We start from the raw sequence: 25,730 nt of genomic DNA, 5'->3' as shown, positions 1-25,730 counted from the left end.
GGAGGGATTTTATTTGGAAGATAATATTCAACTGCACGTTGATAAACTATTACAGTATATGAAAGATGAGGCTTACAAGCCTCTAACGGTACAAGAGCTGGAAGAAGCCTTTGGAATTTCGGATTCAAGTGATTTTAAAGAATTTGTTAAAGCGCTTGTTCAGATGGAAGAAAAAGGACTTGTAGTCCGTACGCGCAGCAACCGATATGGCTTGCCGCAAAAAATGAATCTTATTCGTGGTAAGCTGACAGGGCATGCTAAGGGTTTTGCGTTTGTGATTCCAGACGAAGCAGGAATGGATGATATTTTTATACCGCCAAATGAACTGAATAATGCCATGCATGGTGATACCGTACTTGCTCGAATTTCTTCTGAAACTTCTGGTCAGCGAAGAGAAGGAAGTATTATTCGCATATTAGAAAGAGGCGTTCAGCAAATTGTCGGTACCTATGTGGAAAGCAAAAGCTTCGGCTTTGTAATCCCGGATGATAAAAAATTTGCAAGTGATATCTTCATTCCAAAATCAGCATCCAAAGGTGCGGTAGAAGGCCATAAAGTGGTGGTAAAGCTTACTACTTATCCAGAAGGACGTAAAAGTGCTGAAGGAGAAGTTATAACTGTACTAGGACATAAAAATGATCCAGGTGTAGATATTCTGTCTGTTATTCATAAGCATGGACTGCCTATGGCTTTCCCAGAAGAAGTCTTAAAGCAGGCAAATGAGACACCGGATACCATTGATGAAAGCGAATTGGCGAACCGCCGTGATCTCAGGAATGAAACCATTGTTACGATTGATGGTGCTGACGCAAAAGACCTTGATGATGCGGTTACTGTAACCAAGCTTGAAAATGGCAACTATAAGCTTGGCGTACATATTGCAGATGTCAGCTATTATGTAAAAGAAGGAACGCCAATTGACCTTGAAGCAGAAGAACGAGCTACAAGTGTTTATTTAGTTGACAGGGTTATTCCAATGATTCCACATCGTTTATCCAATGGGATTTGTTCACTGAATCCTCGCGTTGACCGTCTGGTGTTATCGTGTGATATGGAAATTAACCCCGAAGGCCAGGTAGTGAATCATGAGATTTTCCAAAGTGTCATCAAGACCACTGAGAGAATGACCTATTTTGATGTAAATAGGATTTTAGTTGATAAAGATAAAGAAACCCGGAGCCGATACGAGTCTCTCGTTCCTATGTTTGAACAAATGGAAGAGTTGGCACAAATATTACGAGAAAAAAGAATGAGGCGTGGGGCTATTGATTTTGATTTTAAAGAATCCAAGGTATTGGTAGACGAAGATAGTAAACCGACTGATGTAGTTCTCCGCGAGCGCTCGGTTGCAGAAAGATTAATTGAAGAATTTATGCTTGCTGCAAACGAAACAGTTGCTGAGCATTTTCACTGGATGGAAGTACCGTTTATTTATCGAATCCATGAAGATCCAAAAGAAGATAAGCTAAGAAGATTTTTTGAGTTTATCACCAACTTTGGTTACATCGTAAAAGGGACAGCGAATGATGTTCATCCTAGAGCTCTTCAAGAAATTATTGAAGCAGTACAAGGAAAACCGGAAGAGATGGTTATTTCCACCGTTATGCTTCGCTCTATGCAGCAGGCAAAATACGATCCTGAAAGCCTAGGCCACTTTGGGTTATCGACGGAGTTCTATACTCATTTCACATCTCCTATTCGACGTTACCCTGATACGATTGTTCATCGCTTAATCCGGACATACCTTATTGAAGGAAAGCTAGATGAGTCAACAAGGGAAAAATGGAATGCGAGACTGCCTGAAATCGCTCAGCATTCATCGAAAATGGAACGCCGTGCGGTTGACGCAGAGCGTGAAACCGATGAGCTAAAGAAAGCTGAATATATGGAAGATAAGATTGGTGAAGAGTACGATGGTATCATTAGCTCTGTAACTAATTTTGGGATGTTTGTCGAGCTTCCAAATACGATTGAAGGTCTTGTCCATGTCAGCTATCTGACGGATGACTATTATCGTTTTGACGAGCGCCATTTTGCGATGATTGGTGAGAGGACAGGTAATGTATTCCGTATTGGCGATGAAATTACTGTCAGAGTCGTTAAAGTCAATAAGGATGAGCGTTCCATCGACTTTGAAATCGTCGGAATGAAAGGGACACGCCGCGAGCGTTCAGAGACACCGAGAGTATTTAAAACAGGCAGCGATACGAAAAAGCCGCGTCGTAATAAACAGGAAGGCCGTGGCGGAGGGCAAAAGTCTGAAGCACGAGGCGGCGGATCAGGTCAAGGATCTGGCAATCGTAAGAAAAAGAAGTTTTACGATAACGTTCCTAAAAATAAAAGTACGAAGCGGAAGAATAAAAAAAGATAAATCGTAAGTTAGCGCGGCCTTTATAGCGCCCGAAACCTTCTCATGAAAAGGTTTTGGGTAACTATAGAGGCTTCATAATGCCCGAAAACGTTGGGATAGAGGAATTTGGGTAACTATAGAGGCTTTATAATGCCCGAAAACGTTGGGATAGAGGAATTTGGGTAACTATAGAGGCTTCATAATGCCCGAAAACGTTGGGGGAGATGAATTTGGGTAACTATAGAGGCTTCATAGTGCCCGAAAACTTAGGATAGAGGAATTTGGGTAACTATAGAGGCTTCATAATGCCCGAAAACGTTGGGGGAGATGAATTTGGGTAACTATAGAGGCTTCATAGTGCCCGAAAACTTAGGATAGAGGAATTTGGGTAACTATAAAGTCTCCATAGTGCCCAAAATCTAAAGGAAACCTGTGAAATTGTTCACTCATGGGAATATATCCAGTTATATAGTGACGAAAGGTTTTGCAGTCACTTTGAAGTTTTATAATGGAGGAATAGTGGTTAACCATATTGTAGGCTCTCTTGTTTCAATTGTTATGACTACAGTTTTCTGCTAAAATAAACCCATAACGAGGTGAGAGACATGCCAAAAGGTGAAGGAAAAGTGGTTGCGCAAAATAAAAAGGCATACCATGATTACTTTATTGAAGAAACATATGAGGCTGGTATCGTTCTTCAAGGGACGGAAATTAAATCTATACGTGCCGGAAAAGTAAATTTAAAGGATTCCTATGCAAGAATCCACAACGGTGAAATGCATTTATTAAATATGCACGTAAGCCCATATGAGCAAGGAAATCGCTATAACCATGATCCTTTGAGACAGAGAAAGCTATTGCTTCATAAGCGGGAAATTAATAAACTTTTCGGTGAAACTCGAGAAGCAGGTTATGCGTTGATTCCTTTAAAAATTTATTTGAAAAATGGCTTTGCTAAGGTTTTATTAGGGTTAGCAAAGGGTAAAAAGAATTATGATAAACGTGAAGTCTTGAAACAAAAAGAGGCTAAGCGTGATATCGAGCGAGCATTCCGCGATCGTCAGAAAATATAATTACAAATACTTACAATTGAAAAATTCGCTCAGTGTGTTATAATAAGTTTGTCGCTAAGGAGCGATGATAACTTTTGCTCAAACTATTGTTGAGCATCCTAACGTCTGCAGCTTTAATCTTTAAGTAGATTTCAGCTCATTTTATATGGGGGCGCTACGGATTCGACAGGGGTAGTTCGAGCTTGGGTTGCGAGTCGAGGGGATCGGCCTCGTTAAAACGTCAAAGCCTATAACTGGCAAAACTAACAACAACCTAGCTTTCGCAGCTTAATAACTGCATAGCTGTTCGCCCCTCCATCGCCTATGTGGTAGGGTAGCGGACTCACTCTTAGTAGGCTACGCCGGAGCTCACCGTCTGAGGGCGAAGGAAGAGAACAACCAGACTAGCTGACCGGACGCCTGTCGACAGGCAAAAGGATCAGCGAAGCGCCAATATGTCGACTACACTCGTAGAAGCTTAAGTGCCGATATCTTTGGACGCGGGTTCGATTCCCGCCGTCTCCACCATACATAAGGTGGATAACAAGATCAACTGTGTGACTTGAACCATAAGATTGCCTTACTGGCAACGTTCTGCTTCAAAAAACTGCTGGTAAGAATATGCTTCAAATATGTAAGAACTGTAGAATCTAACCTTCTGCAGTTCTTTTTATTTTAAGCTCATAACTCATAGAAACGAATTATACCATTGTATACAAATTTTTTTTATTAATAAAAGTTACCAACTGAGAGCTAGAGGTTTAATCGCTACCAAAAACTTCACTTTTAGCTTAAAGGAAAATGTTATAGTTATACTTATTTATTGGGGAAGTCAGCAAAGAGAAAAACAAAATTAAAGAGTACAATAATACCTATTATTGAACTTTATGATAATTGATGAAAAAGCAAAAACAACGAATGTCCTCGTTGTTTTTTGCTTTTTTAAACTGAATCTATATCATCTATTTAAAAAGTGATAGTAAAGCTAGTTCCAACATCAACTTGACTTTCAACCGTAATTTCTCCTCCGTGGGCTTCGACTAGTTGCTTTACTATGGCGAGGCCAAGACCGAATCCACCTGTGGCTCTTGAACGAGATTTATCTACTCTGTAAAGGCGGTCAAAAATATGTGGAGATCTTCTTCTGGTATACCTACGCCTTGATCCATAATAGTAATTTCGATTATCCCGTTATCTTCAATTGCCCTTATAGAGGTGGTACTAAATTCCCTAGAGTATTTAAGACTATTATCTAATAAGTTTATTAAAACTTGTTCAAATCGAATTGGGTCTAAATCAATAAATAAGTTTTTAGGACAGTCTAAAGTTAATTGTATATCCTTGTTTTTAAAGGCTGGCAAAACTCGTTCATAAATAGATTGGATATAATTGCATAAATTAACCTTTTCTTTTTTTATGGAAAACCTATTGTGGTCCAACTTTGCCAGGTCAAATAATTCTTTTAGTAAACTGCTTACACGTTGGGATTCTTCCTTGATAATTTCAAGATATTGTACTCTATCCTTTTCTTCAAGGTTTGTTCGCCTAGCTATATCTGCATATCCATTAATATAGGTTAAGGGAGTTCGAAGTTCGTGAGAAATACTAGCTAAAAATTCATTCCTTTCCTGTTTTAAGTATTTTAAGTCATTCGCAAGCGTTTGGATGCTATGAGAAAGTTCACCTAATTCATCGTTAGACGGTTTAGGAAGGGTAACAGTAAAATCACCTTTACTAAGTTTTTTTGTGGCTTCTTTCATAGTAATCAAAGGCTTTGTCAAAGCCTTCGATAAAAAGAAAATCAAAATTAGGACAGTAAATATGATTAAAAGCGATGCAACAAAAATATGTTTATTTAATTGGGAAATGAGCTTTTGGACATCATCAGTGTTCACAAATTGCAATTTCGCTGCATCTTGATGCAAAAAGACAAAAAAAACTAACAAACGAAGAATACAATAAATTAGTGAGTGAATACCAACTATTAGAAAACTCAAGATTACAAAAAGGCACGACTATACAAAAAATCGCATTTCTACTTGCAGAAGATTAAACATATTCTTTTAATTAAGCTGTCGAGAAATCGGCAGCTTAATTGTGTTTGGAGTTACCTCTAAGATTTTGGACAGCCAAGTTATTTTTGGCTAGTATTATTTGATACAATGGAAAATAGCATCTTCAAAATATTTAGGAGTGAGCATGAATTGAAAAAGATATTAAGTACTATAGGACTGATGGTTATTATATGTAGCTTAGCCGCATGTGGTCAGGAAGCTAAGGAGACGCCAAAAAAAACTGATGAACAATCACTGAATGGTGGAGATACTGCTATTAACGATGATGTAAAAGGGGCTGTTTCATCAAACAGTTTTTTTGAACTATTCAAGGGAAACATTGACCATATCCACGGAATTGGTTATGCGGGCAATCAAAACGCTGTCTTTTTTGCTGCACATGATGGCCTAAAGATTTATGAATATGGGAAATGGTATAAGACGAAAAAAGAAAATAATGACTATATGGGGTTTAATGCTACAGAGCAGGGATTCTATTCAAGTGGGCATCCAGGTGCAGATTCAAAGCTTCCAAATCCTATAGGCATCAAAAAAAGTACTGATAATGGAGAAACGATAGAAGATATTACACTCGAGGGTGAGACTGATTTTCATGTAATGGGTGTTGGGTATAGAAACAACGCAATTTTTGTTTTAAATCCAGAGAAAAACTCTTTAATGGAATCAAACAAATTCTATATGAGTGAAGATGGTGGAGAGACATGGAGTGAAGCAAACGTTAATGGGTTAAACGATGAAATCTTAAGTGTTGCTTTACATCCAGATAATGCTGCTATAGTAGCTGCCGCAGGAAAGAATGGTATTTATTTGTCAAAGGATAAAGGAGAAAGTTTCGAACTTATCACAAATGAGATGCAGGGAACTTCAGTGTTTTTTACAGAAGATAGCCTATGGTACGGCAGTTATAGACGTACACCTAAACTGGTAAAGCGGTCATTAAATGACGAGACTGAAAAGGAAGTTATTCTTCCAGAGTTGAAGCAGGACGCTGTTCTGTATTTTGCAGTAAATCCCCAGAATGAAGAAGAAATGACGTTTGTTTCTTTTAATGGAAGCATCTATCAATCAACTGATGGTGCGGAAACCTGGAAGCTTGTCGTAGAAGAGGGCAAGTTACAGTAAATCATCATCAGACAAAGAAGAAGGTTTTCTTGAATCTCCCTTCCTAACAGCCATATTAGAGCCAAGAATAAAGAAAAAGCGTAATTACATTTCTGGTTAAGGAAGATTATGGGTCCATTATTATATTTACGAAGCAGGCTGGTATTTAAAAGCTCATCAGAAAAAGCTAATCTGATGGGCTTTTTTTAATGGTCGCCGTAATATTTCAAAAAATCGTCACTCAAACTCCTAAGAAAATGCAAAGTTATATAAGAAAATGAAAAAGGAAGAGTACATTTTGGTTGCGTCATAACTACAATCAGAAAGGTAAAAAAGGAGCGATGTTATGGAATGGTTATCATACTTACTCATTTTACTTTGTCCTATAATGATGATTCTTTGCATGAAAAGCCATGGAGGGAAGCATAAACACTATGATGAAACAGATATTTTAAAGAACTTAAATAAAAAGATTAAGTATCTTCAAGAGGAAAATGAGATGCAGCGGGAGGAGATAATATTCCTTTTAGAGCTAGTGAAAAAAGAAAAAGAGTCATAGTTTTAAAGCCGTTTCCATTAAAAGGTTACGGCTATTTTAAAAAGTAAAAGAATAAAAAATAACCTATTTTCTTGGTAGAGAGAGGTAATCATAAAGGATGCAAAAAAGGTTTGGTAAGTTTACCAAACCTTTTAAAATAGCCATCTTAAATAGTAGATTCGGTTTAACAAATTTTCAAAAAGATGTTTTTATTACAAATGTATGAACAAATTTGGAATAAAAGGGATATGACATATTATCTCCATTAAAAATGCATAAAAACTGCAAACATACCCAGTAAATTATAGATGTACCCAATATAAATATTTTATTCGTAATTACCTTTGTGGAGGTGGGAAGATTGAAAAAGATATTTTTATCTTTATTCGCTTTAGCATTTATTTTCGGTTTTAATGTAACAGTTTCAGCAGATGAAGGACATTCAGATGACAGTAATGTAAAGAACGCAACAGAGAATTTCAGAAATGGAACAACCGGTGAACAAAAGGAACATAGTGAGGACGCGGATACTCATTTAGGAGAGGCAGCTACTCATGTAGAAGAAGCGGATGCCCATGCCGAGGAGGCGAAGGCGCATCCTGAAGAGGCCGACATTCATACGGAAGCGGCAGACGCTCACTCCGATGCGGCAGATGGTCATTCTGAGGCTTCGGCTGCCCACGGTGAAGAGGAAGACGGCCAAAGTGAAGAAGCAGATACCCATGCTGAAGAGGAAGGTGCTCATGAAGAGGAAGCAGGAGCTGGTGATCATCATGGGCCGGTAGTAGAAACTCCTCCAAACTATAAAGTACTAGGGTCGTATGGAGCAGTTAATCTATCATTTATTTTAATAGGTGTTTGGAATAAATGGTTTAGAAGGAAGGGGATTAAATAATGGCATTGCCAGAGAAAAATTTAAAACCAGAAAAAGAACCTTTTGATCTCTTATCTATTCCAGTTGTTAATAAGTTTGTAAGAAGTAAATGGTATCCAGGTATCTTTCAATGGATTGTTATCACCGTTTTTTCTATCATTGTTTTTGAATTAGTAATGGGAACAGTCAATCCGAGTAAAAACTTTGGTACAACCATGACTTGGGTGCTTTGGTGGCCGATCATACCAATCCTATTTTTAGTAGCAGGTCGTTTCTGGTGTGCAATCTGTCCATTTGGAAAATTAAGTGATATCATTCGAAAAACAATTGGTGCCAATCGCCCAATGCCTAAATTTTTAAGAAAGTATGGAATTTGGCTAATTGATTTATTTTTTATTGCAATTACATATAGTGATCACGTATGGGGAATTGTAGAATCGCCGCGAGGATCAGGTTATTTACTTCTATTATTAGTAACAATGGTTGTAGCAACTTCAGTATTTTATGAAAGAAGAACATTCTGTAAAACACTTTGTTTCCTAGGCGGTCTGGCCGGTAACTATGCACGGTCTGGAGCAGTAAAAGTACAGGCAACCCCTGATATTTGTAAAACATGTAAAGTCCAATCATGCTACAAAGGAACGGAGAAAGTTGAAGGATGTCCAATGTTCCAATTTCCACGAACAATGGAGTCAAGTGCAGAATGTAATATTTGTGGAAATTGTGTGAAAAACTGTCCAAATGAATCTATTAAAATTACAACGAGAATTCCTACAAAAGAATTGTGGGGCTTAAAGAATCCCAAGCTTGAGCATGCCTCATTAGCTGCTGTTATCATGGGGATTGTGTTCGTACAGAACATTACGATGCTTGAACCATGGCAGGCTATTTTAAATGCTATTGGTACTGTTACTAGAACGGATAGTTATGTTGTAAACTTTACTGTAGCCTTTATCATTGCAATGGCTATTCCTATTCTTCTATTATTAGGTACTGCAAAGATTGCATCATTCTTTGGAATGGAAGGTACAGTGAAGAAGAACTTTACCCGTTTTGGATATGCAATTATTCCTTTAGATTTAGCAGGTCACCTAGGTCATAACCTATTCCATATCTTTACTGAAGGAAAGGCAATTTGGTATAACTCTATTGGTTTATTTGGAGTAAAGTCGAATCCTGCCAGCTTAAGTCTTGCATCCACCCCAACGGTACAAATGATTCAGTATTTGATTATTTTAGTAGGTTTAGTTGGTACCACTTATGTAGTGTACAGAATGGGAAAAAAGGAATCATTCAAAGCAATGCTGCCATATTATATCCTTATGTTTGCACTTGCGGTTGCGAATATTTATTTATTCTCACTTCCAATGAGTCACAGGGTTTAATTATAGAAGTTGTCTGAAAATAGTCTAATTGCTGGAACTGAAGTCGGTGTGCTTCCTTAACTTATAAAAGCATCTTAAAAAAAGAGGTGCCAACCATGTCTGAAATTTTATTAGTAGATGATGAGCCATTAATGCTAAAGTTGTTAGAACTCTATTTAGTTCCATATGGATTTAACTGTGTTAGTAAGACTTCTGGTCATGAAGCAGTTGTATATTTGCAACAAAAAAAAGCTGAATTAATTATTATGGATGTTATGATGCCGGGTAAAGATGGATGGGAAACAACAAGGGAAATAAGGGAGTTTTCAAATATTCCTATTATAATGGTGACAGCCATCAGGCAGTAGATATTATAAACAGTATTAACAGTGGTGCAAATGGTCATATATCTAAGCCAATCGAAGAATATACCCTAATAAAATATGTTCAATCATTAATTCACAAGAATAATGAAGTAACAATTTGATTATAAATTCTTAAAGAGGAGCCATAGTGGTTCTTCTTTTTTATTTAATGTTGATGGTTGTTGTCAAAATGGAAAAAAATCATAAAATAAAATAAAAGTTGGTCTAGGGAAAATTATTAGTACTAAGGAAAAAAGGACTGTATAATAAAGTAATAATATCTCACCTAAAATCAATCTAATGAGGTGATAATTGTGTGTGCACCTATTAATTTTATTGAACAACAAGCTACTGAAATGTATGAAAATATAAGGAAAAGTTCTATATACAAATTGATTAGGGTAGATTATTCTGTAGCTAACAATCAAAAGTCGCAATCTGGGGCAGGATTAATTACTCAAGTAGTTTTAGAAGATAATGAAGGTAATGTGTATTTTGTTGAACCAAACTCGTTTGGGGTAAGATTTGCAAAGGGAGAAATTACGTATAAAGAGTACAAAAAATTCAAGAAAAGAGAAACATTAAACGCAATTTTACTCTTTTTGGGGATAATTGTCTTTTTTAGCGGTTTGATGATTATATTAATGAAGAACTTTGCCTAAATAGGAAAGGTACATCTGTTTTTCAGAATAATTTGTTATATCCCAAAACGTAAAGCATAATCTTTTCGATTGGAAAGGTTGTGCTTTATTTTTTTTTTGAAATTTTATACTTAATTCCTTTATAAAGTCGAAATCTTCTCTAATGGATATATGAAGAAAGAATGTTTTCCGTTGATAACGTACAGCCATATCTTAATAGAAAATTTTTTTAACTCTACTATTTAGAATATAATAAATTTTCTAAATACAAATTGACTTTCATCTCCTATCTTTTATAATATAAGTGAACCGCTTTCACTATAAAGATGTGAAGGTAATTCTTTTTACAAACGGCGACCTTGTGCGTCTATGATTTAAATTATTTTTAGGGGGGAAATAACATTGCAAAAGAAGAAGTTTCGTTTTCTATCACTCATTGCCATTCTATCCGCTTTCGCTTTAGTTTTAGCCGGGTGTGCTAGCGGCGGAACAAGTGAAGAAACTGCTGGTAAAGAAGGAGCAACTTATACTTTTAAGGCAGGACATGTTACCCAGGAGAGCCATGTTTGGCACCAAACAGCACTGAAGTTTGGAGAAGAATTGGATAAGCTATCAAATGGCAGAATGAAGCTTGAGGTATACCCTGCGTCTCAATTGGGCCAAGAAAAAGACATGGTACAACAATTAGAAACAGGCTCATTGGATTTTGGCTTTTTAACCAATGCATACATGAGCACCCGTCAGGAGTCATTAAATGCTTGGTTTATGCCTTTTGCTTTTCGTAGTTTAGAAGAGGCAGTGAAATTAAGAGATTCCGAGCCTGCTAAAGAAATGTTAAAAGAATTAGATAGTCAAGGACTAGTTGGTTTGGATTTTGGATTTGCCGGTAACCGTCATATCCTGATGAAAAAAGGGCATATTGCTTCACCAGGAGATTTAAAAGGGAAAAAAGTACGTATTATTGGAAGCCCTGCCATTCAAGATTTCTGGGCCACTACAGGTGCGGGACCGACTGCCATGCCGCTATCTGAAGTTTATACTTCGCTTCAAACCGGGGTTATTGATGGTATCGATATCGACCTTGATGCCCTTGTTACAGAAAAATATTATGAAAATGCCGAAAATCTCACGATAACAAATCATACGACTTTCCCAACAGTTATCGTTATGGGTAAAACATCCTTTGAAAAGCTATCAAAGGAAGACCAAGAAATTGTGAAAACGGCCATGAAAACTGCGGTTGATTGGGGAATTGAAGATGCCTTAAAACGTGAAAAAGATAACCTGGAAACATTGAATGGAAATGGTGTAAAGGTCGAGGAACTCAAAGATACAACCAGTTTTGACAACATTAAAAAAGAAGTAGAGAAAAAATATACAGAAAAGTCTCCGACCATCAAATCATTTTTAGAGGAAGCAGGCAAGTAGTGGAGGAATGCTTATGACTTTCATACACCGACTCAGCGACTTATTCCATAAGGTCGAAAAATTCATTGCGATTATTCTATGTCTGACCATGTTAATTTCGCTTTCATTGGGAGTCTTCTTCCGTTATGTATTGAGCGCACCCTTAAACTGGTCAGATGAGACAGCGATATTTTCGCTAGTGTGGCTAACCTTTATCGGCGGGAGCTTGGGAATCAAAACCCAAAGCTCTGCTGCCGTAACTCTTTTTATGGACCGCTTTTCCGGGAAGATAAAAACGATATTATTTGGGCTTGGTTTATTGGCAGCTCTTGTTTTTGTAGCTTACATTTTTTATTTATCCATCATATGGATTTCATCTCCATCCATCATGCTGCAAAGATCTAACTCCATGAGATTGCCAATGATCATTCCATATTTAAGTGTTCCTGTCAGCTTTTTCTTTATGACCATCCATTCAATCGATTTAATGGCCAAAAACTTCCTCGATAAAAGGGAGGCACTATAGATGGTTATTGCTCTGTTAATCTTTATTGTATTACTATTGCTCCAGGTTCCTATTTCATTTGTATTAGGAATAACTTCCATCATGTATATAGTGCTAACTAATAATATGGGGCTGCTTGCCACTGCTCCACAAAGACTGTATTCTGGGCTTGAAAGCTATGGTCTTCTTGCAATTCCGTTATTTATGATGGCGGGAGAACTGATGAACTCAGGAGGTATTACCAAGCGTCTTATCGCATTTTCGAAAACAATAGTCGGACATTTTCGCGGCGGTTTAGCCTACGTCAATGTCTTATCTAATATGATGCTTGCCTCTATTATCGGTTCAGCTACTGCACAAATTGCAATGATGAGCCGTACAATGGTGCCTTCTATGGAAAAGGAAGGATATTCAAGAGAATTTAGTGCATCTACGACAGCTGCAGCAGGACTGCTTGGGCCAATCATCCCGCCAAGTATGCTGTTTATTATTTATGGTGTTTCTTCAGGAGCATCTATTGGCGCCATGTTCCTTGCCGGTGTCATGCCGGGAATCATCCTAGGGCTGGCCTTTATTATACTAATCGCCTATACAGGTATGAAGCAAAAATGGCCTACACATAAACGTTCTTCTTTTTCTGTAATAAGCAGCTCATTTATTAAAGTCATTCCTGCATTGCTTGTTCCTGCGATTATTATTGTTGGCATTCTAAGCGGAGTTTTTACACCTACAGAATCAGCAGCATTTGCCTGTGTAATTGCCTTGATTGTCGGGTTCTTTTTCTATAAGGAATTAAGGATAAAAGATTTTCCTAAAATCATGATAAATACGGCAATGACGACTGCTACGATTACTTTATTAATTGCGATGGCCAATTTATTTGGCTGGGTCCTTACATTTGAGCAAATCCCGCAGGCAATTGCCAATTGGATGGCCGCATTAACCAATAATCCTATTATATTCTTGTTAATCGTCAATCTATTTCTTTTAATCGTGGGAATGTTCATGGATGGGATTGCTGCCCTTATCATTCTAGTTCCTATATTTGCACCTATGTTAGCAAAGTATGGGATCGATCCTATTCACTTTGGAGTTGTTATCTGTATAAACTTGACAATTGGCTTGTTAACGCCTCCAGTTGGTGCAGGTTTATATATTGCCTCCTCACTGGGGAATGTTAAACTAGAAACATTAACTAGGTCCATTTGGCCGTTCTTGGCAGCATCCTTTGTTGCTTTAGCGATTATTACGTTTTGGCCGCAAATGGTTCTTTGGCTTCCAACAGCTTTGCAATAATTTTTTAAACTGAGGGTTATCCGGAAAAAAGGATAACCTTTTTTTCTTCGCATGAAGTGCATAATTATAATTTTTTTAGACTAAAAATGCAATTTTTTATTGCACATTAATTATATAATGCGGTATTATTCTATCTGTGAAGTTTTTCCTTCATAAATAAGATGTTAATAGACTGCATATTCGGCATTGATGTTGCTTTTTGAATACTTAGAATATAAAAAATTTTAGTTGTGATAGAAGGATTTGTTACTTTATAATGTTGATTATGAAGTTTTTCCTTCTTCACTACCGTGGGGGAAACGATTGATGGATCAAAAACCATTAAACCTAGTGATCAAAGAAAACTTTTCTTTACTATCTCCCGGCCAGAAAAAGGTAGCAGAATTTTTCATTCAAAACGTGAATGAAGCCGCGTTGCTAACGGCATACCAGGTCGGCAAGAAAGTTGGCGTTAGTGAAACCACGGTGATTAGACTGGCATACGCTCTTGGATTCAGCGGCTTTTCACAGCTGCAGGAAAAACTTCGCAAAGATTGGCTTGTAAGAAAGTATCCTCAGAGTGAAGATAGACCTTCAAACATGGAAGCGGATTCAGATAGTCATCTCTTTACTAACGTTATAGACCAAGAAAGACTGATTTTGCAGCAGTTATTACAGCAGTTAAACACAAATGAAGTTTTGAGAACTGCGGAAGAAATTATTAAGGCCGATTCCATTTATATCGGCGGGTTTGGGAGTACCTATGGTGCAGCTTATTGGTTTTATTACACATTAAAGCAGTTCAGAGGAAATGTATATCTATCCAGTCCAACGGGTTTTTTGGCTGAGGATATTTCAGACCTGACAGAACAATCAGTTGTTATTATTTTTTCCTTTCCCCGGTACAGAAGAGAATCTCTTAAACTAGTAAAAATTGCAGCAGAGCAAGGTTCCAAAATCATTGCCATTACTAATAGGCAATTATCACCTATAGGTCAGGTTTCAGACATAACATTAACAACTGAAGAACAAATGGAATCCGATCATCACTCGATTGCTTCTGTTATCACTTTATTGGAAGTACTCATCGCAGCGATCCATCATCAAGATATCGATAGAATCAGCATTCGACAGAAAAAATTAGAAAAGGTCTATACAGAACAGGAATTATTTTTGGAATAAATCTTTACAAAAAATATATTTTTAGGGGGTTATTAAATTGAACGACTTTTCGAAGGAGATAACAGCAAGTAATGAAGTGTCAGTGAGATCAAACGCTGATTATTTAAAGTTTATTATCCCATCAATATTGGGTGTAATTTTATTCATGATTCCATTTAAAGCTGAGGATGGAATTACAATCCCTGTGGCTTATTTTGCTAACCAAATAAATGGTTTATTAGGTGCAAGTATTCCGCCGATTACCGTTGGAGTTATGGCTCTGTCTGTCATTGGTTCCTTTATTGCAGTCGTTATAAAACCAGCATTTATAGTGAACAGCCGGTTTCTTAGCAAACTGCTAGTTGTAAATAAGTTTTGGCTGTCTGCACGCTTTTTAGGTTTGATTTTTGCTGTCATCACACTATTTAAGCTGGGTCCGGCAATGATTTACTCTGAAAATACTGGCGCTCTATTACTCTATGATTTAATGCCAATCTTATTTACTACCTTTCTTTTAGCAGGATTTTTATTACCTCTTCTTTTAAACTTTGGGTTACTTGAATTTTTTGGCGCTTTATTAATAAAAATAATGCGTCCAGTATTTAAGCTTCCAGGCCGTTCTTCATTGGACTGTCTTGCTTCTTGGGTAGGAGATGGAACGATTGGCGTTCTGTTAACAACGAAGCAGTATGAGGATGGCTATTATACAAAACGTGAAGCAGCTGTTGTTGCAACCACTTTTTCAGTTGTTTCCATTACCTTTACGATTGTTGTTGCTCAATATTTAAAACTTGGTGATTATTTCATCCATTATTATATGACGGTTATTTTTGCCGGGTTAGTTGCAGCAATAGTTATGCCGCGAATCCCACCGCTTTCAAGAAAACCGGATACTGGCTACGATGGGATTGAATTTAAAGAAGAGAATGACATTCCTTCAGAGTTTACTCCTGCCCGCTGGGGTCTAAACCAAGCGTTAAAAAAGGCAAAGACCAATGAAAGTGTTTCACAGGTTGTTAGAGAAGGTATTGAAAATGTCTTAGACATGTGGATGGGTGTATTGCCAATTGTAATGGCGATTGGAACAACTGCCTTGTTGATTGCAGAATATACTCCCGTGTTCACGATTATTGGAAAACCATTTGAACCTATTTTGACTTTAATGCAAGTACCGGAAGCAGCAGAAGCTGCTCAAACGATGGTTGTTGGATTTGCAGACATGTTCTTGCCAGCGGTTATCGGCAGTGGAATTGAAAGTGAATTGACTCGATTTGTTATTGCCTGTGTTTCCGTTACACAGCTTGTTTATATGTCAGAAATGGGCGGCTTGCTTCTTGGTTCAAAGCTCCCAATTACTATTAAAGATCTAGTACTCATTTTCATCCTGCGCACCATGATTACATTACCGATTGTTGTTGTCATTGCTCATATTATTTTTTAAACGAACCAAGGGGATAAAAAAAATGGAGATAAAAAGCATCGTATTAAGACATATTAAAATGGATCTGTTAAATCCTTTCACAACAAGTGTAGGGACGGAGTATGACAAGGATTTTATTATCGTAGAAGTAAAAGGTAAAAACGGCTTGTCGGGCTGGGGTGAATCAGTTTCGATTATCGAACCAATTTACAATGAAGAAACGGTAAAAACCAATTGGCATATGATGAGTGATTTCCTGATTCCGCTGTTATTAAAAGAACCTATTCAGCATCCAGATGAGGTCTCAGAAAGATTCAAGCACATTCGCGGAAATTATAATGCAAAGGCTGCCCTTGAATGTGCTGTTTGGGATCTGTATGCACGTGATCGGAACATTTCATTAGCAAAAGCCCTGGGTGGGGTAAAAGACAAAATTGAAGTTGGAGTAAGTGTTGGAATTCAGGATTCTGAGTACAAAATGCTTCAACAAATTGAAGGATATCTGAACGATGGCTACAAACGAATAAAGGTAAAAATAAAGCCAGATTGGGATATTCATATTTTAAAGGCTATCCGGGCGCAGTTTCCTGATATCGCGCTAATGGCAGACGCCAATTGTGCGTATACGCTTGAGGATATTGAACACCTGCAGCAATTGGATCAATTCAATTTAACAATGATTGAACAGCCGTTGGCCTGTGATGATATCATTGACCATTCAAGGCTCCAGGCGAAACTTCAGACGCCTATTTGCTTAGACGAAAGCATTCATACAGTTGAGGACGCGCGAAAAGCGCTTGAATTAGGCAGTTGTAAAATCATTAATTTAAAAATCGGCCGGGTTGGCGGATTGACACAGTCGAAAATGATTCATGACTTATGTGTGAAGAACGACATCCCGATGTGGTGCGGAGGAATGCTGGAAGCAGGAATCGGCAGGGCTCACAATATTGCAATTACTTCGTTAGCTAATTTCATACTGCCGGGTGATACAGCTCCTTCTTCTCACTACTGGAAAGAGGATATTATTCAACCAGAGGTAGTGATGAATAACGGATATATCCATGTTCCAGACCTTCCGGGAATCGGCTTCGAACCGTCTATAACAAAAATTGACGACCAGACATTGTATTCAAAAACATTTAATAGCTAAAATGAAAAAAGCGTTCCATTCTTAGGAAGAATGGAACGCTTTTTATGCCCTGAATTAACAGAAATAGAATGGCCATTTTGTTTTAATGCGGCATATTGTTGTTCATATTCACATTGTTATTTGGCATTTGCCCTTGCGGCATTCCCTGTGCTGGTGCAAATGCATTGAAGAAGTTCATCATATCTTGCTCCGCAAATTGTGGTACTTGATAGTATTTATGTTTATTTTGATAAATGGAAAGCTCATATCCCATTTCAATGCAGTTTGGAATTGAATCTGCTAGTACACGGCGTACAACTGGATTTGTTGACTCCAGTGCTGCCATTGTTTTCATTTGTGCACCTGACTTACAAGATGCAAGCATACAACTAGAAATGTATTCATCATTAATTTCAGCTACAGATTGAAAAGGCTTCTTTGGCTGAGCCGGTGTCATTCCATAAATGAAATCGTTCCCTTGATTCATTTTATAGCTTGAAGTTGGATGGGAAGGGTTTTGACCGGATTTGAAGCACTCTAAAGTAATGTTATATTCATCTTGCATAAATTTATATTGACGATCTAGTATATCGAGTAATTCAGGGTCTTTTACGTGCTGACGTAGCATTAAATACTGATTCATAGTACCGATTGCGGATGAAAGCACCTCATTTAAGTCGATCACTTCATGACCACCGTGATTCATCTGCGGGGGAACATTACCTGTATGCATATTTTGGTGCATTTGTCCTTGTTGACCTTGCTGATTTTGCATCATATTTTCTCCTCCTAATTGATTGATAACAGCCATAGTTATTATGTTTTCAATTGACCATAGTTATTCATCTAAACGATTTGTTCAAAAGATTGTAACCAAAAGGTTTTAGAAAAACAAACAACGTCAATAATGTCAGGTAGAGAGTATTTGGAGGTGCGAGTGAATGCAAGAAGAGTTAAGGGCTTTTTATCAGATATTTACGACAACAAAAGATGCAATTGAAAAATTCATGAATATGCTTGATCCGGTCATTCAAAATGCAGCTGATGAACATGAAAGGCTGTACTATCACCATATTTATGAAGAAGAGGAACAGCGTCTATCCCGTTTGGTCGTATTGATCCCCCTTATTCAAAAATTTCAGCAAGTCAAAGATGAAAAAGAGTTTTCTCCAGCCAACAATGAATTCAATCGACTTTTACAGGAACTTAACCTTGAAAAGTTTGGTTTACATAATTTCGTCGAACATCTTGACTTAGCACTATTTCGCTTCACTGATGAAGAGCGAAGCACTCTATTAAATAGTCTAAGGGAAGTATCCTATAAGGATTACCAGCAAGTAAAACAAATGCTAATCGATATCAACAGCCGATTTGACACCAACTTTGTTGACCCCCATGCCTATCATGATGAGCACCATGATCATTTAGATCGGTCAGCCACTGCAACAGTAATTGCCCATATTCCTCAGACAAAACAGAGAAGAGGATTTACGGTGGGCAGCTTAATATAGGGAAAGAGAGGTAGAAGCAAATGAACAAAACACAATTATACCCGGATTCACCGTTATCAAGTCAGGAGTTTACACAATTAGACCAAACGGTAATTGAGGCAGCACGAAGACAGCTCGTAGGCCGCCGCTTTATTGAGTTATATGGCCCATTGGGGCGTGGTGTCCAGAGCATTTTTAATGATATTTTTTCAGAAAACTTAGAAGCGAAAATGGACTTCCAAGGATCCTTCGATACGGATATTGAAGCAAGTAAAAGGGTGAACTATACGATACCATTACTTTATAAGGATTTCGTATTATATTGGCGTGATTTGGATCAGGCAAAGGTATTAGATATCCCAATTGATTTTTCTGCCGCGGCCAATGCAGCCCGGGATGTTGCGATTTTAGAAGATCAAATGATCTTTCATGGAACCCGGGAATTTGATATTCCTGGTTTAATGAATGTACCAGGGCGTTTAACACATTTGATCGGTGAATGGTATGAATCTGGAAATGCCTTTCAAGATATTGTGGACGCAAGAAATAAACTGCTGGAGATGAACCACAATGGCCCATTTGCTCTTGTGCTATCACCACAGCTGTATTCTCTCGTTCATCGTGTTCACCGTGATACAAATGTATTGGAAATCGAACATATTCGGGAGTTAGTTACGGACGGTGTATTCCAATCACCTGTTTTAAAAGGAAGATCGGGTGTGCTGCTAAATACAGGAAGAAATAATCTCGATTTGGCTATTTCAGAGGATTTTGATACTGCTTACTTGGGTGTAGAAGGTATGAATCATCCTTTCCGTGTTTACGAGACGGTTGTTTTACGAATAAAACGCCCTTCCGCCATTTGCACATTGGAATCCATGGGGGACTAATGAACAATCGTGTATACACTGTTGGGTCTCTTATTCCGGGAAGGCTGATTGCCAAACCACCTGTATCAGAACAGACCGAAAGTAAAGTAATCAAGACGGAAGTGATTACTGTAGAGCAAAACGGCAAAAGGATGGACATTCATCCTGTAAAAGGAAAGCTGTTGGATATAGCTCTGAATCAAGGTAAGCAGATCAATTATAAATGCAGAAAAGGAACGTGCGGACAGTGTACGGTCAAAGTGTTAATAGGTCCTAGATTATCTGCCCCAAACAGTCAGGAGCAGAAAAAACTAAAGAATGAAATAACCAACGGGTATCGCCTAGCCTGTCAGGCTGAAATACATTAAATTTAATCCAATAAAAAAAAACGAGGTCCAGCGAAGGGACCTCATTTTTTATTATGCCAACTTTATAATTTTGTCTTCAACAGGGAATGGTAGTGAGATATTGTGTTTGTTTAATTCATTTACACTTATATCCTGAACAAGTCTCAAAGCCTCTTTCTTAAAGGTTTTTGTGACAAATCCAGCGTTAACTTCACAAAGCTTTTGCAGGTATTGTAGTGTATCACGAACGAGCATTTGTTTTATATAGGTATTATTTAGCTGACAAATTAGTTTATGTTCTAATCCTTTTATAACCGCAATTTGATCTACATGGGCAATAATGTTCTGTCCTTCACCATCAATAAAACCAATAGATACATACTGTCCTTTAGAGAAATCAACATTTGTAAACACTGGGTTTAGATAGATTTCACCAGAAGATAGAGTGATAGAGTCTGCTTCTGCAGCACCGCCAATTTTACGCTGATTTGCGATAACCGTGTGAATATCCTTTAACCCAAATAGCATGTTAAACATAATGATGATCCCCCATTTCCGAAGTTGTTTATAGTGTTGATTTTATAGATAATGAGAATCATTGTCAATGGAATTAACAGCCTAATTTTGACGATAAAAAGAAGCCAATTAATGGAAAGTTTTATTGAAAATGGCCTCACATATGAAAGGAAAGAATCCACGCATGTGCTAATGAAAGAATCGAAAGGAAAGAAAAACTAATTAACAGGGAAAAAAACATCCTCACTTTGAATCTTGTAATGAATGGAAACAAGAAAGAAGCTAATAGACTAAACCAACCAATGGCAGTAACGATAATAAAGCCATCCAGTACGATGTGAGACGGCCAACCCATATAAAATAGGCACCCTAATAAAACGCTGACCACTAGTGGAACAATAAAATCTTGTATTTTGCTTATAACAGGCACACTGTCATGATAAAAATACTTTTTCGATAGTAGTGGATATGTAAAATAAGGCAATACAAGCCCAAAAGAAATACCCGTCAATAAACGCCGTGGATTATTCGATTCAAAAAGGCCGGTATAGGATCCTAGTCCATCTGCCATTAAAGGAACAAGGAAAAACAGAAGTAAAAAGCTTACTTTAATAGAGGGTATGGTTATAGGTTGTCTGCGTTTAAAGAAATGTAAATACATTAAGGTAGAGAAAATACCTATATAAATTCCAGTGTCCCTGGCGCATACTGCAAGGACGTCACCGGATACTGTGAGAGAGCGTACTTCGAATTGGTGACAAATCGCTCTCCCAAAGAAATGTAAAATATCATGAAGCAACTCCATCACTCCTACTGAAAAACCCAATTCAATTAAAAGAATTGGGTTATCCGCCTATATTAATACGTCATAAAAGCAGGGATTATCGACAATGCTGAAGCGGCAAACCAGCAAATACAACTAAGGACAATCGAAACAATACCAACGATTAAACAGGTTTTTCCGATAGCTTTCTTGTCTAAATCTTGATCATTCATCCATACAATCCCAAGGATAATGCCTACTACAGGTATGATAAAGGACAAAATGTATAAAAGTGCTCTCTGACCTCCCGACACGAAAATCCCCTCCGTTCAAATCAATCCTGTGCTCTTTGAATATGTATGATGAGGAGCAGGAGTTTTTGCCTGTCTCCCTATGAATTTTTCTTCATGCAGTTCCCATGACGAAAGAATGAATCTTTTTACTAAAAAGATTCAGACTTAGAAGTAACAATCATGTACATATTTGTTATAATAAACTTAAAATATAGTTCTTCAGGACATAAAAATGGGGTTTGGTAAAAGTATATGATTAATAATCTGATAAAAAGCAGCGGTTTTAAAAGAATTTCTATCTTTGTCTTACTTGCATTAGTGCTTTACGGACTAAAAGATATGATTAATTTGATACTATTTACGTTTATTTTCACGTTTTTAATGGACCGGTTAGTGATCTTTTTGAACAGAAAAATACCACTCAATCGAAAAATACTTGTTATTGCGTCCTATTCTACTATTGTAGGCCTTCTGTCATATGGACTTGTGAAATACTTACCAATGATTATTGGCGAAATAACTGCATTAATAAGGCAGATTACAGCGTTCTATACAAAAGAACACGATAATATTATATTAAATTATTTGGTCAGCCGGCTTGAAGAAATTCAGATTTCAAATTATTTGGAGAGAGGCTTTACCTTTTTAATAACTTATTTTACGGATATAAGTACTTTTGGATTACAAATTCTTATTGCGCTATTAATGAGTTTGTTCTATTTATTGGAAAAGCCTCGTTTAGTTGAATTTACCAAGAAATTTAAAACGAGTAAGGTTGCATCTATATACGCAGAAATTGAATTCTTCTCACTTAAATTTGTTGGGACTTTTGGTAAGGTGATTGAAGCACAAATCATCATTGCGGTAGTAAACTGCATTCTAACAACAATTGCTTTATGGATTTTCGGTTTCCCGCAATTAGGCGGACTGTCTATTATGATTCTATTCTTAGGATTAATTCCTGTTGCCGGGGTAATCATATCTTTGATACCACTGGTTATCATAGGGTATAGCATTGGCGGCATTATGACTGTGCTGTATGTATTTATCGCAATTATGATCATCCATGCGATTGAAGCCTATATTTTAAATCCGAATTTAATGTCATCCAAAACAAATTTACCGGTTTTCTATACATTTCTCGTATTAATATTCTCTGAACATTTTTTCGGGGTTTGGGGGTTAATCATCGGTATTCCGGTATTTGTTTTCATATTAGATGTTTTAGAAGTAACAGATCATAAGAAAGTATAGAAGGTGATTGTAATGAGCGAATGCAAACTGAATCATTCACATGAAGATGTTAGAAACAAGTATGAATCGCAAGAAGCATTTCTACCGGAAGACATGAAGCCGTTATTTGAACAATTCTTCTCCAATGAACATACACAAGATTTATTAAATGAAGTGTTTCATCTGTTAAAAAAATATGATTTAGCTTCAGACGAAGAAAGAAATGAGAGAAATAACCGTTTATATATGGTTTTAAAAAACGTTTAACCTGTTAACCTCCAGCAATGGGGGTTTTTGTTTTGGGAAAATCTCTCTTAATAGGAAAGCGGCTATGTTCATGAAATTCGCTATTTTAGAAAATAGTAATGATAACTAAAAATGTAGGAGAAAGAAGGGATATAATGGGAGAATTATTTAGATTATTAAGAAAAGGTAACAAGTCTGCTTTGATTGCAGCGATTGTTAACACTATTATTTCCATCGCTAAAGGCGTTGCTTATATGTTTACTGGAAACGTCGCAATGTTTGCGGAAACGATGCATAGTCTGGGTGACGCCGCAAACCAGTTTTTCGTATTTGTTGGTTCTGCCTTAAGCAAGAAGTCACCAACCAATCGCTTTCCAAATGGCTTTGGTCGATTGGTAAACTTAGTCTTATTGGGTGCGGTCCTAATCGTTGGTATTATGGCTTTTGAAACAATCCAAGAAGGTTATCATCATATTCTTCACCCGGCTGAATCAGAAGGGTTCTTTATTAATGTAGGTGTACTTACATTTGCCCTCATACTTGAGATATATGTTCTTTATAAGGCAATGAAGGAAGTTATGCATGAAGTCGGTGAACCAGCAAGTGGTCCAAGTGTTTTTTTAAAGAGTTTTGCCCATCTCGGTAGGGCTAAGCCAGCCACAAAGCTAGTGTTCATGGAAGATTTAGTAGCGACAAGCGGCGGCTTACTCGCTATTATCGCTGTCGTGATTTCGCATTTTACGGATTTACATTGGATTGAAGGAGCTGCTTCGATTCTCATTGGCTTGATGATGTTTTTTGTTGTCGGCCGAGTCTTTTTGGATAATGCTGCAGGTGTTCTTGGCAGGGCAGATGAGGAAATGGAAGGTAAGATTGGTCAATTAGTGATGTCTGACCCTGATGTTAAAGATATCCAAGACCTTGCTGTAATCAAAGAAGGGGAAGACTTGCATGTCGAATTGGAAATTGAGATTGACCCGAGTCTAACGATAGCAGCTGCAGATGATATTAAAGACCGTTTACAGGAGAAAATCATGGCAGAAAAAGGCGTAGTTGATGTCACGATTGAGTTTGATGAAGAAGATGGAGTAATTAACTGGAATGATAATTCTACTGTAAAAAAATAAAGATAGGCTAGCTAAAATAGCAGCCTATCTTCATTCCCAAGGTTTTTCAGTTGTAAAATAACTTGCTAGTTCCTTACTGCTTTTACGGTGTTCTTTACGTTTTTCGGCTCTATCCTTTCCTGTTTCAAACAGCTTTTTTTCTTCTTCCGTTTCAGGAATAATGCCAGGAACCTTTGTTGGTTTTCCATCATCATCCAAAGCCACAAAAGTTAAAAAAGCGGTAGCAGCAATTTTTCGATTACCCGTTAGTAGATTTTCTGCAATCACTTTGACGAAAACCTCCATTGAACTCGTTCCGGTATAGGTAACGAAAGATTCAATGCATACAGAGTCCTGTTGAGTAATCGGACTTAAAAAATCAACAGAGTCTGTGGAGGCGGTGACAACTTCTTTTCTTGCATGTCGTACAGCCGAAATGGAGGCAACCATGTCCATGTCACTCATTAACTTGCCCCCAAATAAGGTATTATGATTGTTAACATCATTCGGGAAAATTCTGCCCGTCCGAACCACTCTTGATTCATTACATGTTTTTGCGTCCATCTTCTTCCTCCATTGGCCAGGATAAATTTATTTTAAACTAGAATTATATTACATAATCATTAAATTTGGAAAAGAATAGAGTCCCGAATAAAGCGAACACTAAGTAATTATGATAAATTACATATATGATGAAATAGGATGGGGGTTTAAAAAATACCATGCAAAAAGAAATTATCAAGGCATTAAATGTGAAACCTGAGATCAATCCAAAGGAAGAGATTCGAAACCGAATCCAATTTCTGAAAAGCTATTTGTTAAAAGCTAAGGCGAGAGGGTATGTACTGGGCATTAGCGGCGGACAGGATTCAACGCTGGCAGGCCGGTTAGTTCAATTGGCAGTGGAGGAACTTCGTCAAGAAGGACATGAGGCTTTGTTTATTGCGGTACGTTTACCTTATGGGATTCAGCAGGATGAAGCAGATGCACAACGTGCTCTAAACTTTATTCAGGCAGACCGTGAGTACACCTTCAACATACAAGGTGCGGTGGATGCTGTTCAAAAGGAATATAATTCTGTTACGAATGAAAAGCCATTAAGTGATTATCACAAAGGAAATGTGAAGGCAAGAATGAGAATGATTGCACAATATGCCTTTGGCGGTATGGAAGGTCTGCTTGTAATCGGTACAGACCATGCAGCAGAAGCTGTTACAGGTTTTTATACTAAATATGGTGATGGTGGAGCGGATGTCCTGCCATTAAGCGGATTATCCAAACGTCAAGGAAAAGCATTGCTGAAAGAGTTAGGAGCAGAGGAAAGTTTATATTTAAAAGTACCAACTGCTGATTTACTTGATAAGAAGCCAGGTCAAGCTGATGAGACAGAATTAGGAATTACCTATGATGTGATTGATGATTACCTGGAAGGAAAACCTGTCTCCAAAGACGCAGCTGAGAAAATTGAACAGCGATATTTGGCTACAGAACATAAACGTCAGCTGCCAGTCTCCATGTTCGACAGCTGGTGGAAGTAAAAAGGAAGGGATCACACCCTTTCTTTTTTCATAAAAATTACAAAAAAGTAATGTAATCATACAAAGAGA

26 protein-coding genes, 1 other RNA gene and 1 pseudogene are annotated in these 25,730 nt (G+C 37.5%); 22 read left to right on the top strand and 6 right to left on the bottom strand.

The annotated features are described in order from the left end of the window. The first annotated feature begins 13 nt into the window (after positions 1-13). The 3 genes from rnr (at position 14) to ssrA (ending at position 3,930) form a co-directional block, all read left to right on the top strand. Positions 14-2,371 carry a ribonuclease R gene (gene rnr / locus QNH29_RS25695; RefSeq protein ID WP_283862094.1) on the top strand — a complete coding sequence of 786 codons (2,358 nt, stop codon included), beginning with the start codon at positions 14-16 and terminating at the stop codon, positions 2,369-2,371. Between the two features lie 584 nt (positions 2,372-2,955). Further along, a complete protein-coding gene (smpB, locus tag QNH29_RS25690) occupies positions 2,956-3,423 on the top strand; it encodes an SsrA-binding protein SmpB (protein WP_283862093.1) in 468 nt (155 codons plus the stop codon). 147 nt (positions 3,424-3,570) lie between these two features. Then, positions 3,571-3,930: a transfer-messenger RNA gene (ssrA, locus tag QNH29_RS25685) on the top strand. 438 nt (positions 3,931-4,368) lie between these two features. On the opposite strand, the pseudogene QNH29_RS25680 reads toward ssrA, so the two are convergent. Continuing rightward, positions 4,369-5,162: pseudogene (locus QNH29_RS25680) on the bottom strand (HAMP domain-containing sensor histidine kinase). 444 nt (positions 5,163-5,606) lie between these two features. Here QNH29_RS25680 and QNH29_RS25675 point away from each other — a divergent pair. From QNH29_RS25675 to menC, 12 genes are all read left to right on the top strand, one after another. Next, entirely contained in the window at positions 5,607-6,599 is a 993-nt protein-coding gene (locus QNH29_RS25675; RefSeq protein WP_283862092.1) for a F510_1955 family glycosylhydrolase, read from the top strand. A 325-nt stretch (positions 6,600-6,924) separates the two neighbouring features. Further along, entirely contained in the window at positions 6,925-7,137 is a 213-nt protein-coding gene (locus QNH29_RS25670; RefSeq protein WP_283862091.1) for a DUF2933 domain-containing protein, read from the top strand. Between the two features lie 340 nt (positions 7,138-7,477). Further along, the gene (locus tag QNH29_RS25665) at positions 7,478-8,011 is read left to right on the top strand and encodes a hypothetical protein (RefSeq protein WP_283862090.1); all 534 of its coding nucleotides are present in this window, start codon (positions 7,478-7,480) and stop codon (positions 8,009-8,011) included. Further along, a complete protein-coding gene (locus QNH29_RS25660; protein WP_283862089.1) occupies positions 8,011-9,375 on the top strand; it encodes a 4Fe-4S binding protein in 1,365 nt (454 codons plus the stop codon). Before QNH29_RS25665 ends, QNH29_RS25660 begins: the two co-directional genes overlap by 1 nt. 95 nt (positions 9,376-9,470) lie before the next feature. Next, entirely contained in the window at positions 9,471-9,722 is a 252-nt protein-coding gene (locus QNH29_RS25655; protein ID WP_283862088.1) for a response regulator transcription factor, read from the top strand. Positions 9,723-10,033: 311 nt separating this feature from the next. After that, entirely contained in the window at positions 10,034-10,381 is a 348-nt protein-coding gene (locus QNH29_RS25650) for a hypothetical protein (protein ID WP_283862087.1), read from the top strand. Between the two features lie 381 nt (positions 10,382-10,762). Further along, entirely contained in the window at positions 10,763-11,788 is a 1,026-nt protein-coding gene (locus QNH29_RS25645) for a TRAP transporter substrate-binding protein (protein WP_283862086.1), read from the top strand. Between the two features lie 13 nt (positions 11,789-11,801). Further along, positions 11,802-12,293, top strand: a complete 492-nt coding sequence (locus QNH29_RS25640; protein WP_283862085.1) for a TRAP transporter small permease — start codon at positions 11,802-11,804, stop codon at positions 12,291-12,293. Next, positions 12,294-13,568, top strand: a complete 1,275-nt coding sequence (locus tag QNH29_RS25635; protein WP_283862084.1) for a TRAP transporter large permease — start codon at positions 12,294-12,296, stop codon at positions 13,566-13,568. 306 nt (positions 13,569-13,874) lie between these two features. Continuing rightward, a complete protein-coding gene (locus tag QNH29_RS25630) occupies positions 13,875-14,729 on the top strand; it encodes a MurR/RpiR family transcriptional regulator (protein WP_283862083.1) in 855 nt (284 codons plus the stop codon). A gap of 37 nt (positions 14,730-14,766) precedes the next feature. Continuing rightward, on the top strand, positions 14,767-16,149 hold the full coding sequence (locus QNH29_RS25625) for a YjiH family protein (protein WP_283862082.1): 1,383 nt from the start codon (positions 14,767-14,769) through the stop codon (positions 16,147-16,149). A gap of 22 nt (positions 16,150-16,171) precedes the next feature. Continuing rightward, positions 16,172-17,281, top strand: a complete 1,110-nt coding sequence (gene menC, locus QNH29_RS25620; RefSeq protein ID WP_283862081.1) for an o-succinylbenzoate synthase — start codon at positions 16,172-16,174, stop codon at positions 17,279-17,281. Positions 17,282-17,363: 82 nt separating this feature from the next. Here menC and QNH29_RS25615 read toward each other — a convergent pair whose 3' ends face one another. Further along, complete coding sequence (locus QNH29_RS25615; protein ID WP_283862080.1) at positions 17,364-18,038, bottom strand: spore coat protein; 675 nt, start codon at positions 18,036-18,038, stop codon at positions 17,364-17,366. Positions 18,039-18,201: 163 nt separating this feature from the next. On the opposite strand from QNH29_RS25615, the gene QNH29_RS25610 reads away from it, so the two are divergent. The 3 genes from QNH29_RS25610 to QNH29_RS25600 are packed head-to-tail and all read left to right on the top strand — an operon-like array spanning position 18,202 to position 19,987. Further along, complete coding sequence (locus tag QNH29_RS25610) at positions 18,202-18,771, top strand: IMEF encapsulin system ferritin-like cargo protein (protein ID WP_283862079.1); 570 nt, start codon at positions 18,202-18,204, stop codon at positions 18,769-18,771. A gap of 20 nt (positions 18,772-18,791) precedes the next feature. Next, the gene (locus QNH29_RS25605) at positions 18,792-19,640 is read left to right on the top strand and encodes a family 1 encapsulin nanocompartment shell protein (protein ID WP_283862078.1); all 849 of its coding nucleotides are present in this window, start codon (positions 18,792-18,794) and stop codon (positions 19,638-19,640) included. Then, on the top strand, positions 19,640-19,987 hold the full coding sequence (locus tag QNH29_RS25600; protein ID WP_283862077.1) for a 2Fe-2S iron-sulfur cluster-binding protein: 348 nt from the start codon (positions 19,640-19,642) through the stop codon (positions 19,985-19,987). The genes QNH29_RS25605 and QNH29_RS25600 overlap by 1 nt, the downstream gene beginning before the upstream one ends. A gap of 51 nt (positions 19,988-20,038) precedes the next feature. On the opposite strand, the gene QNH29_RS25595 is transcribed toward QNH29_RS25600, so the two are convergent. From QNH29_RS25595 to QNH29_RS25585, 3 genes are all read right to left on the bottom strand, one after another. Beyond that, a complete protein-coding gene (locus tag QNH29_RS25595; protein ID WP_283862076.1) occupies positions 20,039-20,503 on the bottom strand; it encodes a hypothetical protein in 465 nt (154 codons plus the stop codon). A 136-nt stretch (positions 20,504-20,639) separates the two neighbouring features. After that, the gene (locus QNH29_RS25590) at positions 20,640-21,281 is read right to left on the bottom strand and encodes a DUF2085 domain-containing protein (RefSeq protein ID WP_283862075.1); all 642 of its coding nucleotides are present in this window, start codon (positions 21,279-21,281) and stop codon (positions 20,640-20,642) included. Positions 21,282-21,340: 59 nt separating this feature from the next. Then, on the bottom strand, positions 21,341-21,559 hold the full coding sequence (locus tag QNH29_RS25585) for a hypothetical protein (RefSeq protein ID WP_179595258.1): 219 nt from the start codon (positions 21,557-21,559) through the stop codon (positions 21,341-21,343). A gap of 231 nt (positions 21,560-21,790) precedes the next feature. On the opposite strand from QNH29_RS25585, the gene QNH29_RS25580 reads away from it, so the two are divergent. From QNH29_RS25580 to QNH29_RS25570, 3 genes are all read left to right on the top strand, one after another. Beyond that, positions 21,791-22,792, top strand: a complete 1,002-nt coding sequence (locus tag QNH29_RS25580) for an AI-2E family transporter (protein ID WP_283862074.1) — start codon at positions 21,791-21,793, stop codon at positions 22,790-22,792. A 12-nt stretch (positions 22,793-22,804) separates the two neighbouring features. Continuing rightward, complete coding sequence (locus QNH29_RS25575) at positions 22,805-23,038, top strand: hypothetical protein (RefSeq protein ID WP_283862073.1); 234 nt, start codon at positions 22,805-22,807, stop codon at positions 23,036-23,038. 134 nt (positions 23,039-23,172) lie between these two features. Further along, entirely contained in the window at positions 23,173-24,144 is a 972-nt protein-coding gene (locus QNH29_RS25570; protein ID WP_283862072.1) for a cation diffusion facilitator family transporter, read from the top strand. 30 nt (positions 24,145-24,174) lie between these two features. On the opposite strand, the gene QNH29_RS25565 is transcribed toward QNH29_RS25570, so the two are convergent. Then, positions 24,175-24,687: an acyl-CoA thioesterase gene (locus tag QNH29_RS25565; protein ID WP_283862071.1), complete on the bottom strand. Its 513-nt coding sequence runs from the start codon at positions 24,685-24,687 to the stop codon at positions 24,175-24,177. A 158-nt stretch (positions 24,688-24,845) separates the two neighbouring features. Here QNH29_RS25565 and nadE point away from each other — a divergent pair, with 158 nt between their 5' ends. Next, on the top strand, positions 24,846-25,661 hold the full coding sequence (nadE, locus tag QNH29_RS25560; protein ID WP_283862070.1) for an NAD(+) synthase: 816 nt from the start codon (positions 24,846-24,848) through the stop codon (positions 25,659-25,661). Positions 25,662-25,730 lie beyond the last annotated feature (69 nt).

This window comes from Neobacillus sp. DY30, from assembly GCF_030123065.1.
In the GTDB taxonomy this organism is placed as follows: Bacteria; Bacillota; Bacilli; order Bacillales; family Cytobacillaceae; genus Neobacillus.
This window is presented reverse-complemented; position numbering and strand designations above follow the sequence as displayed.